A 13,960-nucleotide genomic window follows, 5' to 3' on the forward strand; every position below is an offset into this window, starting at 1 on the left:
CCACACGGCCTGGAGGCTGTCAACCAATGCTCAAGCTTCATGGATTTTCGGTCAGCAACTACTACAACATGGTCAAGCTGGCGCTGCTGGAGAAAGAAATCCCCTTCGAAGAGGTGCCGTTCTTCGGCGGCCAGCTGCCCAATGCCTTGGCCATCAGCCCGCGTGGCAAGGTGCCGGTGCTGGAGACTGAGCACGGTTTCCTGAGCGAAACCAGCGTCATCCTGGACTACATCGAGCAGACGCAGGGCGGTAAGCCATTGCTGCCTGCCGATGCGTTTGCCCAGGCCAAGGTGCGTGAGCTGCTCAAGGAAATCGAGCTGTATATAGAGTTGCCCGCGCGTACCTGCTATGCCGAGTCGTTCTTCGGTATGGCGGTCGAGCCATTGATCAAGGAGCGTGCGCGCGCCGATCTGCTGGCGGGGTTCGCCACACTCAAGCGCAACGGGCGTTTCGCGCCCTATGTCGCGGGCGAGCAGATGACCATCGCCGACCTGATGTTCTGCTTCTCGGTGGACCTGGCTTGTGCCGTGGGCAAGAAGGTGCTGGGCATCGACTTCCTGGCGGACTTCCCGCAGGCGAAGGCGTTGCTGGGTCAAATGAATGAGAACCCGCACATGGCGCGGATCGTGGCGGACAAGGAGGCGGCGATGCCGGCGTTCAGGGAGATGGTGCGCAGCGGTAAGCGCTGAAAGCAATCGCCGGCAAGCCGGCTTCTACAGGTCGCACATCCACTGTAGGAGCCGGCTTGCCAGCGATCGAGTGCCTTAGCGCGAAGCCAGCAGGGCCTTGCCGCGCGCCACCGCAGCACGCACCTGGGCAGGTGCGGTGCCGCCAATGTGGTTACGGGCATTCACCGACCCTTCCAGGGTCAACACGGCGAACACGTCCTGTTCGATCTGGTCGCTGAACTGGCGCAGTTCGTCCAGGCTCATCTCGGCCAGGTCCTTGCCAGTGTCGACGCCGTACTTCACGGCATGGCCCACGATTTCGTGGCAATCACGGAACGGCAAGCCGCGGCGTACCAGGTAGTCCGCCAGGTCGGTCGCGGTGGAGAAGCCGCGCAGCGCCGCCTCGCGCATGATGGCATGGCGTGGCTTGATGGCCGGGATCATGTCGGCGAAGGCACGCAGCGAGTCGCGCAGGGTGTCGGCAGCGTCGAACAGCGGCTCTTTGTCTTCCTGGTTGTCCTTGTTGTAGGCCAGCGGCTGGCCTTTCATCAGGGTCAGCAGGCCGGTCAGGGCGCCGAACACACGGCCGCTCTTGCCGCGCACCAGTTCCGGCACGTCCGGGTTCTTCTTCTGCGGCATGATCGAGCTGCCGGTGCAGAAACGATCAGGCAGGTCGATGAACTGGAACTGGGCGCTGGTCCATAGCACCAGCTCCTCGGAGAAGCGCGACAGGTGCATCATGGCCAGGCTGGCGGCGGCGCAGAACTCAATGGCGAAGTCGCGGTCCGAGACGCCGTCCAGCGAGTTGCCGGCCACGGCCTCGAAGCCCAGCAGCTTGCAGGTCAGTTCGCGGTCGATCGGGTAGGTGGTGCCGGCCAGCGCCGCGCTGCCCAGGGGCATGCGGTTGGTGCGCTTGCGGCAGTCGACCAGACGCTCGTAGTCGCGGCTGAGCATTTCGAACCAGGCCAGCAGGTGGTGGCCGAAGGTAACGGGCTGGGCCGTCTGCAGGTGAGTGAAGCCGGGCATGATGGTTTCGGCTTCGCGCTCGGCCTGCTCCAGCAGGCCCTGCTGCAGGCGGGTGATCTCGGCCAGGATCAGGTCGATCTCGTCGCGCAGCCACAGACGAATGTCGGTGGCGACCTGGTCGTTGCGGCTACGGCCGGTGTGCAGCTTCTTGCCGGTGATGCCAATACGATCGGTCAGGCGAGCTTCGATGTTCATGTGCACGTCTTCCAGGTCGACGCGCCAGTCGAAGTTGCCGGCCTCGATTTCAGCCTGGATGGTTTTCAGGCCATCGACGATGGCATCGCGCTCGGCATCGGTGAGGACGCCGACCTGCGCCAGCATGGTGGCGTGGGCGATCGAACCCATGATGTCGTGGCGGTACAGGCGCTTGTCGAAATCGACCGAGGCGGTGAAACGGGCGACGAAGGCGTCGACGGGCTCACTGAAGCGGCCGCCCCAGGACTGATTGGTCTTGTCGGTGCTCATGGATTCACTCATTGAAGGCGTGAACGAAAAAAGTGGCGCCGATGATAACAGGGTTGGGCTGGCCGCCGTAGGACGCCGGTCGAGAGAAATATCGAGAAAATACCCGCAGGCGGGGAGGCCAGCGATATTTGACGATTGAACGGCAGTGTTCCACGGACCGTCTACAGTTGGACAGAGGACTGGCAACGAATATGCCGGCCTAGTGAATCTTTGGCCATCGCACCGGTCTAGAGCGTGACCGCAGTGTCGCTCGAACCATACCTGTCTACGCTATACCTGTGCGAGACTCACTCAGGAATCCAGCGCAATTATGAATGTCCTGATCGTTGATGACGAACCCCAGGCCCGCGAACGCCTAACACGGCTGCTTGGCGAACTGGAGGGTTACACCGTGCTGGAGCCCAGCGCCACCAACGGCGAGGAGGCCTTGGCCCTGATCGAAAGCCTCAAGCCCGACGTGGTCCTGCTGGACATCGGCATGCCAGGCCTTGACGGCTTGCAGGTGGCCGCCCGCCTGTGCGAGCGCGAGGCTCCGCCGTCGGTGGTGTTCAGCACCGGCGACGATGAATACGGTAGCGAGGCGTTCAAGGGCAGCGCGCTCAGCCATGTGACCAAACCGATTCAGCCCCAGGCGCTGCGCGAGGCGCTGCGCAAGGCCGAAAAGCCCAACCGCGCCCAGTTGGCAGCGCTTACCCGACCGGGCAGCGAAGGGGGCGGCCCGCGCAGCCATATCAGTGCGCGAACCCGCAAGGGCATCGAGCTGATCCCTTTACCCCAGGTCATCTACTTCATTGCCGACCACAAGTACGTCACCTTGCGTCATGAAGCAGGCGAGGTGCTGCTCGACGAGCCCCTCAAGGCACTCGAGGACGAATTCGGCGAGCGGTTCGTACGCATTCACCGCAACGCGCTGGTCGCCCGCGAGCGTATCGAGCGCTTGCAACGCACGCCGCTAGGGCACTTCCAGCTGTTTCTCAAGGGGCTGGAAGGCGATGCCCTGACAGTCAGCCGCCGCCATGTCGCTGGCGTGCGCAAGATGATGCAGACGCTCTAAGCGCGTCTCGTCGGCAAGTCGGCTGCGACCACGCCCAAGCCGGCTTGCCGACGATAGCCCCGCAACAGGCCGCGCCAGACGAGCGATTGACCCGCATCTGCTAGCGAAGCCGGCGGAGCTGTTATCATCGGCGGCATTTCTCTGGTTCGGGGCGTTCCATGTCCACTCGCGAAATCCGCATTGCCACCCGTAAAAGTGCCTTGGCCCTGTGGCAGGCCGAATACGTCAAAGCCCGTCTGGAGCAGGCCCATCCAGGTCTGCTGGTTACGCTGGTGCCCATGGTCAGCCGGGGCGACAAGCTGCTCGACGCGCCTTTGGCGAAAATCGGCGGCAAGGGCCTGTTCGTCAAGGAGCTGGAAACCGCCTTGCTGGACAACGAGGCCGACATCGCCGTGCATTCCATGAAGGATGTACCGATGGATTTCCCCGAGGGCCTGGGCCTTTATTGCATCTGCGAGCGTGAAGACCCGCGCGATGCCTTCGTTTCCAATACCTTCGCCAGCCTGGAGGCACTGCCGGCCGGCAGCATCGTCGGCACCTCGAGTCTGCGCCGTCAGGCGCAATTGCTGACGCGTCGTCCTGACCTTCAGATCCGTTTCCTGCGTGGCAACGTCAATACTCGCCTGGCCAAGCTCGACGCCGGTGAGTACGACGCGATCATCCTCGCCGCGGCGGGTCTGATTCGCCTGGGCTTCGAAGACCGTATCACCTCGACCATCAGCGTCGATGACAGCCTGCCGGCAGGCGGCCAGGGCGCGGTTGGCATCGAATGCCGCAGCGCCGACAGCGAGATTCATGCTCTGCTGGCACCGCTACACCACGTCGACACCGCTGACCGCGTGGTGGCCGAGCGGGCCCTGAACAAGCGACTCAATGGCGGTTGCCAGGTGCCCATTGCCTGCTACGCGGTGCTCGAAGGAGAGCAGTTGTGGCTGCGCGGGCTGGTCGGCCAGCCAAGCGGAGGTACCTTGCTGGTGGCCGATGCCCGTGCTCCCCGCTCCCAGGCCGAGACGCTCGGTGTTCGGGTGGCTGAAGACCTGCTGGGCCAGGGTGCCGAGGCAATTCTCAAGGAAGTCTACGGCGAGGCGGGTCACCCGTGAGCCCCTGGCGCCTGTTGCTGACCCGGCCCGAAGAGGACTGCGCGGCACTGGCGCAGAGCCTGCTTGCCGCAGGAATAGCCAGCAGTTGTCTGCCGTTGCTAGCGATCGAGCCAGTTGCGCTGGATGACGGTCGACGTCAGTTGCTGGCCGATCTGCACCGTTACCAGGCAATCATCGTGGTCAGCAAGCCGGCGGCCCGGTTGCTGCTCGAACGGTTGGCGGAGGTCGGCTTGCCCCTCCCGGAGCGCGGCTGGTTCACGGTAGGCGAGGCGACCGCTCGGGTGCTGCGCGAGGCGGGGGCGTACGTGACTTGCCCGCCACGGGGCGATGACAGCGAGGCCTTGTTGGCGCTCCCTGAATTGCGTGAAGCCATCGAGGCGTCTGCGCCGCGGGTTCTGATCGTTCGTGGCAAGGGAGGTCGCGAACTGCTCTGCGAGCGTCTTGGAGAGCAAGGTGCTAGTGTCGATTATCTGGAACTGTATCGTCGATGCCTGCCAGAGTATCCGGCGGGCACGTTGCTGCGTCGCATCGAAGCGGAACGCCTCAATGGGCTGATGGTCAGCAGTGGGCAAGGTCTTGAACATCTGCGGCAAATGGCGGGCGCCGACTGGGCCAAGCTCGCGCAACTGCCGCTGTTCGTGCCAAGCCCCCGAGTCGCCGAGCAGGCCAGGGCCGCTGGGGCTCAACAGGTTGTGGATTGCCGTGGCGCCAGTGCCGCGGCCTTGCTGGCAGCCGTGCAGCGCAGCGCTGCACCTGCCTCTTAAGGCGCTAAGCTCAGAGCGATGCGCCCCCATGCAAAGGATGGATACGTGAGCGAAACTGTCTTGTCCAACAATGATCAACCGTCGGCACAGGCGCCGGCGGATCCTGTCAGCACGACACCCACCAAACGTTCCGGTAATGGCCTGGCCCTGCTTGCTCTGCTGCTGGGTGCGGCCGGTGTGGCAGTGGGCGGCTGGGGTGTCTGGCAAGTGCGGCAGCTGCAAGGCAGCGAGCAAGGCCAGGGACAGCACCTGGAGGCACTGACCTTGCGCGCCGAGGCATTGCAGCAGCGCGAGCAGCAGATCAGCGCGCAGCTGGCCAGCCTGCCGGCAGCCAGCGAGTTGGAAGACCGCCGTCGTCTGGTGGCCCAGCTGCAAAGTGATCAGCAGCGCCTGAGTCAGCGTCTGGAGACCGTGCTCGGTGAGAGCCGCAAGGAATGGCGCCTGGCCGAGGCCGAGCACCTGCTGCGTCTGGCTACCCTGCGTCTGTCGGCGTTGCAGGACATCACCAGCGCCAAGGCCCTGGTCGAAGGGGCCGACGAAATCCTCCGCGAGCAGAGCGACCCGGGTGCCTTCGCGGCTCGCGAGCAACTGGCACGCAGCCTCGCGACGCTCAACAGCACCCAGCAGCCGGACCGCACCGGGCTATTCCTCAAGCTTGCCGCCCAACGTGAACTGGTGCAGCAGCTCAGTGCCCAGTCCCCAGAATTCGATAGCAACGCCGATGCGCTGGGCGCCTTGACCTCCGACGGCGATGGCGCCAGTCGCTGGTCGCAGTGGTGGGCAGAGATATCCAAGTATTTCCAGATCGACTTCAACGCCGATGAAAATGTGCGGCCCTTGCTGGCCGGGCAGTCGCTCAACCAGCTTCGCCTGGCCCTGAGCCTGACCATCGAGCAGGCCCAATGGGCGGCGCTCAACGGCGAGGCCAAGGTGTACGACCAGGCTCTGGACGATGCTCGCAGCGTGCTGCTGGCCAACTTCAATGCCGACAACCCACAAAGCAAGGCGATGCTCGAAAGCCTCAATGAACTGGCCGCACAGCCGGTCTCGGTCGTTACCCCTGACCTGAGTGAAAGCCTTGCTGCCGTGCAGGCCTACATCCAGCGCCGCCATCTGCCCGCCGAGGCTGAAGGGGGCAAACCATGAAGCGCGTCTACTTGCTGGCGGTGCTGGCCATCGTGGTCGCAGCAGCGCTGGGCATTGCTGTCGCCAAGCACAGCGGCTATGTGCTGATCTCCTACGGCAGCTTCCGCTATCAATCGGGGCTCTGGGCGGCTTTGGCAGCATTGCTCGTGATCGTTGCGCTGCTGTGGTTGCTGCGTTACCTGGTTGGCCTGGTGCTGACGTCTTCCGGTGTAGTCAACCCATGGTCGCGGCGCAATCGTAGTCGGCGTATCCGCCTGGCGGTCGAACAGGGTCAACTCGACCTCGCCGAGGGACGCTGGGCCAGTGCGCAGCGTCACCTGCATCGAGCCGCCGAGGCCGAGCGCCAGCCTTTGCTGTACTACCTCGGCGCTGCCCGCGCCGCCAACGAGCTTGGGCGTACGGAAGACAGCGACAACCTGCTGGAGCGCGCTCTTGAGCGTCAGCCCCAGGCTGAGTTGGCGGTGGCCTTGACCCATGCCCAGCTGCAGATGGACCGTGGCGACAGTGATGGCGCCCTGGAAACCCTGCTGGCGATGCACGAGCGCCACCCGCACAACGGCCAGGTGCTGCGTTTGCTGCAACGCCTGTATCTCGAGCGTGGCGACTGGTCGGCGCTGATCCGTCTGCTGCCTGAGTTGCGCAAGGGCAAGGTGCTGCCCGCCGATGAACTCGCCGCGCTGGAGCAACGCGCCTGGGGCCAGAACCTGAGCCTGGCAGCGACCCGCGGTGAAGATCCAGGCAGCGCGCGCCAGTCACTGGAACGGGCCTGGCAGCAACTGACCTCGGCACAGCGTCAGGAGCCGCAGTTGGTGCTGGCCTACGCCGAGCAACTGCGGCAGGTGGGCGCCCAGGGTGAAGCCGAGCAGGTGCTGCGCAACGCTCTGAAGCGCGAATACGAAAGCCACCTGGCCCGCCTCTACGGGCTGGTACGTGGCGATGACCCCGCGCGGCAGCTGCAAACTGCCGAGGGCTGGCTCAAGGCCCATCCACAAGACCCAAGCTTGTTGCTGACATTGGGGCGCCTGAGCTTGCAGAACCGCCTCTGGGGCAAGGCGCGCGATTACCTGGAGAGCAGCCTGCGGATGGAGCGCAACCCTGAAGCCTGTGCTGAACTGGCCCGTCTATTGGCAGGCCTGGGTGAAACCGAGCGCAGCAATCAGCTGTTCCAGGAAGGCTTGGGTCTGTTGGACGAGCGCCTCTTGGCCTTGCCGCTGCCGGAGAGCGTTCGCGCTTGACCGACCCATGGGCCCGCGCCAAGGCGCGGGTTCACGGGCCGGGTAACTTATCTTCTTCTGTAAGCTGGTTCTGCAGTCCATTTCTTCGGAGTTTTCCTACTGCACGACTGGAAAATTCTCTGCTATTCAGCGACTTGTCACGCCTGTAGCGCCTTGAAACAAAGCGCGCGTTTCCTCTACCGTTTCAGGCCATGTCACTGACCCTGGGACTCTCACTGCCCATGCTGCCGGCCCGTTTGCGCACCTATTTCGTTCCTGCATGCCTTGCATCGTTGGCCGTGCTGCTGGCGTCTTTCCATCTGGAGCACGCGCTTGGGCTGGTTCCTTGCCCGCTGTGCTTCAGCCAGCGTCTGCTGCTTGGCCTCTATTCGCTCGCGGGCCTCTGCGCGGTGTTGCATTTCCCTGGGCCATCGGGGCAGCTTCGCTACTCACGGGCGATGCTCGCTTTCGCTGGCAGCGGGGCCTTGCTCGCCGGGCGGCATGTCTGGTTGCAAGGTGATGAGACGGTGCACGGTTGCCCGCTGCCGTTCCTGCAGGTGCTGGAGCGGTCCTGGAGCGAGGCTGCACGGCAGTTGCTGCTGGGAGGCCCTGACTGCAACTCGCTGAATTGGAGTTTTCTCGAGCTGACGCTGCCAGAATGGAGCCTCTTGGCCTTCCTGCTCCTGGCGGCGCTGCCCTTGAGCTGCCTGCTGGCGTATCGTTTCCGCACACTGAGCAAAGCTTGATCCAGAGCAAGGCCGACCCTGCAGCGCGACCAATGGTGCTGAGAAAGGGTATTAAACACTTGTATGAACTTTGTCCGCTGCGTACCTTGAAGCTCAGCACGCGCGGGAATAATCTCCCAGCACGCATACCGAAAACACAACTGCTCGATGCCGTCCTGCTGATGTCACCTTTGTGCTGCACGGTCGTGGTGCGAGGTGCAGCGGCATCTACCCAGAAGGGATGAGAACGCCATGCTCGATAGTTGTCAGAACGCTCAGGAACGCTGGGGTGGGGTTCACAAGCTGATCGACCGCTGGCTGAAAGAGCGCCAGGACCTGGTGCAGGCTTTCCGCAATTTGCGGGACGTCAAGCCAGCTTTTGCCGACAAGGACAAGAACCGCGATTTCTGCGCGATCCTGGTCGATTACGTTTCGGCGTGGCACTTCGAAGTGTGTGAGCAACTGGTCAGCGAGGCGAAGGCCTTCGGTGATGAGAAAGCGCTGAAGCTCGCCGAAGAAATCAACCCGCGGATCAACGACATCACTCAGATCGCCATCGCCTTCAACGACCACTGCGAAAAGGGCGAGTGCAAGGACACCGAGCGCTTTGCCGAGAAACTGGGCAAGCTGGGCAGCCTGTTGCACGAGCGCTTCGAACTCGAAGACTGCCTGATCGAAGTGCTGCATAACGCGCACAGCCAAGAGGATGTTGTCCAGGCCTGATGGCGTGGATCAGTTGGCCACCGACAGCAACTCGATTTCGAACACCAGTGGTGTGTAGGGCGCAATCAGATCACCTGCGCCCTCGGCACCGTAAGCTTTTGCCGAAGGGATCACCAAGCGCCATTTCGCACCTGTCTTCATGTGCGGTAATGCCACCTGCCAGCCTTCGATCACCGAGTCCAGGCTGAACCATTGCGGCTGCTGGTTCTGGTCGAACACAGAGCCATCCGGCAATCGGCCTACGTAACGCACCTGTACCTTGCCCCCGGCCTTGGGTTGAGCGCCGGTACCGCTTTGCAATTCACTGTAGAGCACGCCTTCTGGCAACTCGTGCACGCCAGCGCGTGCCCGTTCGTTGGCCATGAAACGCGTTTCCACTGCTTGCAGTTTGTCCGCATCAGCCTGCTCGACGGCGCTGCCTGCCTGCTCTTCATGCTGCTGGAGGATGGCCTGCATCCGCGCTTTGTCGAGCTTCAGCGGCTGGCCTTGATAGGACTGGCGCAGGCCTTCGATCAGGGCATCCAGCTGCAACCCGGGCATTTCCTGGCGCAAGCGCTCACCCAGGCTGGCGCCAAGGCTGTAGGCGAGATCCTGGTCGTTGGCAGGAGGGGTGTCAGGGTTGGCCAGGGCAGCGGTGGCCAGAAGGCAAAGGCCGAATAAAAGATGACGAGACATGCTCAACTCCTGCTCCAATGAGCGGGGAAGTATGCCAGCCCTGTTGTCGATGGATGTGTAAATATCAGCAACGATTTATTAAGCAACTACACTTGCACGGAGCTGCAAGATAACAACTTTGCCCAGGCATGCAACGCGGCGCCATCGATACTGTCAACATGCCCTAGCGGCGGTAGCAGCAGAAGCATAGTATGAGCCGCAATCTCGTCAGCCAGGAGGTAAACCATGTCGGCTAAGAAGAAGCCAGTCAGTACGCCGTTGCACCTGCTCCAGCAACTTTCGGGCAGCCTGCTCGAACATTTGGAAGACGCCTGCTCCCAAGCGCTGGCGGATGCTGAGAAACTGCTGGCCAAGTTGGAAAAACAACGCGTAAAGGCCCAGGAAAAACTGCATAACGGTCGCCTGAAGTTGCAGGACGCGGCCAAGGCAGGCAAAGCCAAGGCCCAGAGCAAAGCGCACAAAGCCATTGGCGAACTTGAAGAGTTGCTCGATTCGCTCAAAGACCGTCAATCGCAGACACGTACTTATATCCAACAACTCAAGCGCGATGCTCAGGAAAGCCTGAAACTGGCCCAGGGTGTTGGCAAGGTTCGTGAAGCCGTGAGCAAGGCGCTCGACCAGCGTGCAGTGGCCACTAAAGCCAAGCCTGCGGTTGCCAAGGCGCCGGCGAAGGCTGCCGCTAAACCAGCCGCTGCCAAATCTCCTGCCAAAGCGGCTGCTGCGAAAACCCCAGCCAGGACTGCTGCCGCCAAGCCCGCCGCTGCGAAAGCTCCAGCCAAGACTGCTGCCGCCAAGCCAACTGCTTCGAAAGCTCCAGCCAAGACTGCTGCCGCCAAGCCCGCCGCTGCGAAAGCCCCAGCCAGGACTGCTGCTGCCAAGCCCGCCGCTGCGAAAGCCCCCGCCAAGGCTGCTGCTGCCAAGCCCGCCGCTGCGAAAGCCCCCGCCAAGGCTGCTGCTGCCAAGCCCGCCGCTGCGAAAGCCCCCGCCAAGGCTGCTGCTGCCAAGCCAGCTGCTGCGAAAGCCCCAGCCAAGACTGCTGCTGCCAAGCCAGCTGCTGCGAAAGCTCCAGCCAAGGCGACTGCTACCAAGCCAGCTGCTGCGAAAGCCCCCGCCAAGGCAACTGCTGCCAAGCCGGCGGCTACCAAGGCTCCAGCCAAAGCCACTGCTGCCAAGCCAGCCGCTGCCAAAGCTCCCGTCAAAGCTGCTACCGCCAAGCCAACTGCTGCCAAGGCGCCAGCCAAGCCAGCCGTCAGCCAGGCACCTGAAGCCAAGCCGGCCTCACCCGCACCCGCGACCAATTCGGCCGCTCCCGCCCCATCGCCGGCACCTGTGAGTACTGCTGTTCAGGCGCCGTCCTCGGCGTCCTGAGTCCCTGCGGCCGCGACGCGCAATCGAACCAGCGCGTCGTGGCTTCGGGCCTGGTCCGGCACGAGCAGGGCCAGCCAATCCTCCGTACGCTCACCAGCGTCCGCGGGCCATTGTTGCGAACGCTGCTGCAAGCGTTCGAGCAGCGCCTTCTCTGCCTGCAGTTCCAGCCCCTTGACCTGTTCGCGCAGCGCCAGCAACTGCGGGTCGCTCGTCGCCGCTTCACGCCATTGCTGGCGAAGGTGGCGCAGTGGGGCCACTACCTCGCGTTGCCAGGGGGCGGCCAATTCACGCAAGGCACCCACGCGCGCGCGACTGGCTGCCACTCCACGTATTTGCAGCCAGGTGCCACACAGCAACAGGCAGACATCGGCCCCTGACGCTTGCAGTGCCAGGCAGGCCTGTTCCACACCAGGCCGGGCGTACAAAGCGAGGGCGTGATTCCATAGGTCGGTGTACATGATTCCACTCACGCTACGGGCCGAGGAAGCTGGTAGACTCCGCGACCATCATGATCAGACTATCCAACCTCACTTTACAGCGTGGTCCGCAGCGCTTGCTAGAAGGCGCCGAGATGACCCTGCACGCCGGTCACAAGGCCGGCCTGATCGGCGCCAACGGTGCCGGAAAATCCAGCCTGTTCGCCCTGCTGCGCGGTGAGCTATCGCCCGATGCCGGTGACTGCCAGCTGCCGGGCGACTGGCGCATAGCCCACATGCGCCAGGAGGTCGATACCCTCGACCGGGTTGCCGTGGACTATGTGCTCGATGGCGATGTCCGCCTGCGCAAGGTCCAGGCTGAACTCGCCGCCGCCGAGGCTGCCCACGACGGCACCGCGCTGGCGCGCCTGCACAGTGAGCTGGACAGCGCCGACGGCTATACCGCCGATGCCCGTGCGCGCAAGCTGCTTGCCGGCCTGGGGTTCACCAACGAGCAGATGGACCGCCGCGTAGGTGATTTCTCTGGTGGCTGGCGGATGCGCCTCAACCTGGCCCAGGCACTGATGTGCCCATCCGACCTGTTGCTGCTCGACGAACCGACCAACCACCTGGACCTCGATGCGATCCTGTGGCTGGAGGACTGGCTCAAAGGTTACCCCGGCACACTATTGCTGATTTCCCATGACCGCGATTTCCTCGACGCCGTGGTCGATCACGTTCTGCATGTCGAGCAGCGCAAGCTCAACCTGTACAAGGGCGGCTACACGGCTTTCGAGCGCACCCGTGCCGAACGCCTGGCGCAGCAGCAGCAGGCCTATGAGAAGCAACAGGCCCAGCGTGCGCACATGGAGAAGTACATCGCTCGTTTCAAGGCCCAGGCCACCAAGGCTCGCCAGGCGCAGAGCCGGATCAAGGCCCTGGAGCGCATGGAAGAGCTGTCGGCGGCACATGTCGATTCGCCGTTCGACTTCGTCTTCCGCGAGTCGGAGAAAATCTCCAGTCCGTTGCTGGACCTGTCCGAAGGGCGTCTGGGCTACGGCGACAAGGCGATCCTGGAAAAGGTCAAGCTGCAACTGGCGCCGGGTGCCCGCATCGGTCTGCTCGGCCCTAACGGTGCCGGTAAGTCGACCTTGATCAAGAACCTCGCCGGTGAGTTGCAGCCATTGGGCGGGCGCCTGGTGCGCGGCGAAAACCTGGCCGTCGGCTACTTCGCCCAGCACCAACTCGACTCCCTCGACGACAAGGCCAGCCCGCTGCTTCACCTGCAGCGGATTGCCCCGACCGAGCGCGAGCAGACGTTGCGCGACTTCCTTGGCGGCTTCGACTTCCATGGCGACCGTGTCGACGAGCCGGTGGTGAATTTCTCCGGTGGCGAGAAGGCGCGCCTGGCCCTGGCCCTGATCGCCTGGGAACGCCCGAACCTGTTGTTGCTCGACGAACCGACCAACCACCTCGACCTGGAAATGCGCCTGGCTCTGACCATGGCGCTGCAGGAGTTCGCCGGTGCCGTGGTAGTGGTCTCCCACGACCGTCACCTGCTCAAGAGCACCACCAACGATTTCCTGCTGGTGGCCGATGGCAAGGTCGACACCTTCGATGGCGATCTGGACGACTACAGCCGCTGGCTGGTCGATTACCGCCAGCGCAGCGCGCCGGTCAACAGCACGGTGGCCAACCCGGACAAGACCGACAAGAAGGCCCAGCGCCAGGCAGCAGCGGCCCTGCGTCAGCAACTGGCGCCGCACAAGCGTGCGGCCGAGAAGCTCGAGGCCGAGCTCAATCAGGTGCACAGCCAGCTGGCCGAAATTGAGACCGCGCTGGGCGATGGCGGACTGTACGACGCAGCACGCAAGGACGAGTTGCGTGACCTGCTGGGTCGTCAGAGCAAGCTCAAGCAGCGCGAAGGCGAGCTGGAGGAAGCCTGGATGGAAGCCCTGGAGACTCTGGAAAGCATGCAGGCCGAACTCGAGGCGCTGTCCTGATGGAGGAGCTGCGCTCGCTGTTGCCGGGGCAATGGATGGATACCTTCTGGCTTGGGCTGCAGATACTGCTGATTCTGGTCGTAGCGTTCGTCCTTCAGCGTATCGTGGCCCGTGGCCTCAGCCGCCTGGGCCAGCGTTACCCCTTGCCGCCGGAGCTGCTGATGCCTGTGCGTGGTGGTCTGCGCTGGCTGATCATGGGCAGTGCACTGCTGTTCGTGCTGGAGCGCATGGGGGTATCGGCGACGGTGTTGTGGACGGCGTTGTCCGGCTTCGTCGCCGTCGCTGCGGTGGCGTTCTTCGCCATGTGGAGCGTGTTGTCCAACCTGCTGTGTGCGGTGTTGATCTTCACCGTCGGGCCGTTTCGCATCGGTGATGTGGTCGAACTGGTCGATACCCTCGACAAACCTGGCGTCAAAGGTCGGGTGATCGCTATCAACCTGCTGTTCACCACGCTGATGGAAATGCCCGAGGCCGGTGGTGCGCTGGTGCAGGTACCCAATAGTCAGTTCTTCCAGAAGTCGGTACGTCGCTGGCGGGGAACCGAGGTGCAGTCCCTCCAGCAAGACGCTTCGGTCGAGGCGGACTGAGTTGTCCGAGGCGGCCGTGGCGTTGT

Annotated in this window: 14 protein-coding genes; 11 read left to right on the forward strand and 3 right to left on the reverse strand. The window is 63.5% G+C overall.

Annotation, left to right across the window (positions count from 1 at the left end; all coding sequences use genetic code 11):
• Positions 1-26 precede the first annotated feature (26 nt).
• Entirely contained in the window at positions 27-689 is a 663-nt protein-coding gene (locus VXM67_RS03220; protein ID WP_023378120.1) for a glutathione S-transferase, read from the forward strand.
• A gap of 75 nt (positions 690-764) precedes the next feature.
• Here the strand turns inward: VXM67_RS03220 and argH are convergent, their stop codons facing one another.
• Complete coding sequence (gene argH, locus VXM67_RS03225; protein WP_023378121.1) at positions 765-2,159, reverse strand: argininosuccinate lyase; 1,395 nt, start codon at positions 2,157-2,159, stop codon at positions 765-767.
• Positions 2,160-2,469: 310 nt separating this feature from the next.
• On the opposite strand from argH, the gene VXM67_RS03230 reads away from it, so the two are divergent.
• The 7 genes from VXM67_RS03230 to VXM67_RS03260 all read left to right on the forward strand — a co-directional run bounded on the left by VXM67_RS03230 (position 2,470) and on the right by VXM67_RS03260 (position 8,885).
• Complete coding sequence (locus tag VXM67_RS03230) at positions 2,470-3,213, forward strand: LytTR family DNA-binding domain-containing protein (RefSeq protein WP_023378122.1); 744 nt, start codon at positions 2,470-2,472, stop codon at positions 3,211-3,213.
• Between the two features lie 158 nt (positions 3,214-3,371).
• Positions 3,372-4,313 carry a hydroxymethylbilane synthase gene (hemC, locus tag VXM67_RS03235; protein ID WP_367237495.1) on the forward strand — a complete coding sequence of 314 codons (942 nt, stop codon included), beginning with the start codon at positions 3,372-3,374 and terminating at the stop codon, positions 4,311-4,313.
• Entirely contained in the window at positions 4,310-5,077 is a 768-nt protein-coding gene (locus VXM67_RS03240) for a uroporphyrinogen-III synthase (RefSeq protein ID WP_287167313.1), read from the forward strand. The genes hemC and VXM67_RS03240 overlap by 4 nt, the downstream gene beginning before the upstream one ends.
• A 45-nt stretch (positions 5,078-5,122) precedes the next feature.
• Positions 5,123-6,223, forward strand: coding sequence for a uroporphyrinogen-III C-methyltransferase (locus VXM67_RS03245; protein WP_023378125.1), 1,101 nt, complete (start codon positions 5,123-5,125; stop codon positions 6,221-6,223).
• Positions 6,220-7,458, forward strand: a complete 1,239-nt coding sequence (locus VXM67_RS03250; RefSeq protein ID WP_023378126.1) for a heme biosynthesis protein HemY — start codon at positions 6,220-6,222, stop codon at positions 7,456-7,458. The genes VXM67_RS03245 and VXM67_RS03250 overlap by 4 nt, the downstream gene beginning before the upstream one ends.
• Positions 7,459-7,679: 221 nt before the next feature.
• Positions 7,680-8,183, forward strand: a complete 504-nt coding sequence (locus VXM67_RS03255) for a disulfide bond formation protein B (protein WP_367237700.1) — start codon at positions 7,680-7,682, stop codon at positions 8,181-8,183.
• Between the two features lie 231 nt (positions 8,184-8,414).
• Entirely contained in the window at positions 8,415-8,885 is a 471-nt protein-coding gene (locus tag VXM67_RS03260; RefSeq protein WP_023378128.1) for an Rsd/AlgQ family anti-sigma factor, read from the forward strand.
• 9 nt (positions 8,886-8,894) lie between these two features.
• Here the strand turns inward: VXM67_RS03260 and VXM67_RS03265 are convergent, their stop codons facing one another.
• Positions 8,895-9,560: an FKBP-type peptidyl-prolyl cis-trans isomerase gene (locus VXM67_RS03265; protein WP_186599109.1), complete on the reverse strand. Its 666-nt coding sequence runs from the start codon at positions 9,558-9,560 to the stop codon at positions 8,895-8,897.
• A gap of 225 nt (positions 9,561-9,785) precedes the next feature.
• On the opposite strand from VXM67_RS03265, the gene VXM67_RS03270 reads away from it, so the two are divergent.
• Positions 9,786-10,928 carry an AlgP family protein gene (locus tag VXM67_RS03270; RefSeq protein WP_027907885.1) on the forward strand — a complete coding sequence of 381 codons (1,143 nt, stop codon included), beginning with the start codon at positions 9,786-9,788 and terminating at the stop codon, positions 10,926-10,928.
• On the opposite strand, the gene VXM67_RS03275 is transcribed toward VXM67_RS03270, so the two are convergent.
• Positions 10,904-11,386, reverse strand: a complete 483-nt coding sequence (locus tag VXM67_RS03275; RefSeq protein WP_023378131.1) for a TIGR02444 family protein — start codon at positions 11,384-11,386, stop codon at positions 10,904-10,906. The genes VXM67_RS03270 and VXM67_RS03275 overlap by 25 nt on opposite strands.
• A 50-nt stretch (positions 11,387-11,436) precedes the next feature.
• On the opposite strand from VXM67_RS03275, the gene VXM67_RS03280 reads away from it, so the two are divergent.
• Both VXM67_RS03280 and VXM67_RS03285 read left to right on the forward strand, forming a co-directional pair.
• The gene (locus VXM67_RS03280; protein ID WP_023378132.1) at positions 11,437-13,347 is read left to right on the forward strand and encodes an ATP-binding cassette domain-containing protein; all 1,911 of its coding nucleotides are present in this window, start codon (positions 11,437-11,439) and stop codon (positions 13,345-13,347) included.
• Entirely contained in the window at positions 13,347-13,934 is a 588-nt protein-coding gene (locus VXM67_RS03285; RefSeq protein WP_023378133.1) for a mechanosensitive ion channel family protein, read from the forward strand. Before VXM67_RS03280 ends, VXM67_RS03285 begins: the two co-directional genes overlap by 1 nt.
• The last annotated feature ends 26 nt before the right edge of the window (positions 13,935-13,960 follow it).

It is taken from the genome of Pseudomonas sp. Rh2 (assembly GCF_040762985.1).
Classification (GTDB): Bacteria; Pseudomonadota; Gammaproteobacteria; order Pseudomonadales; family Pseudomonadaceae; genus Aquipseudomonas; species Aquipseudomonas taiwanensis.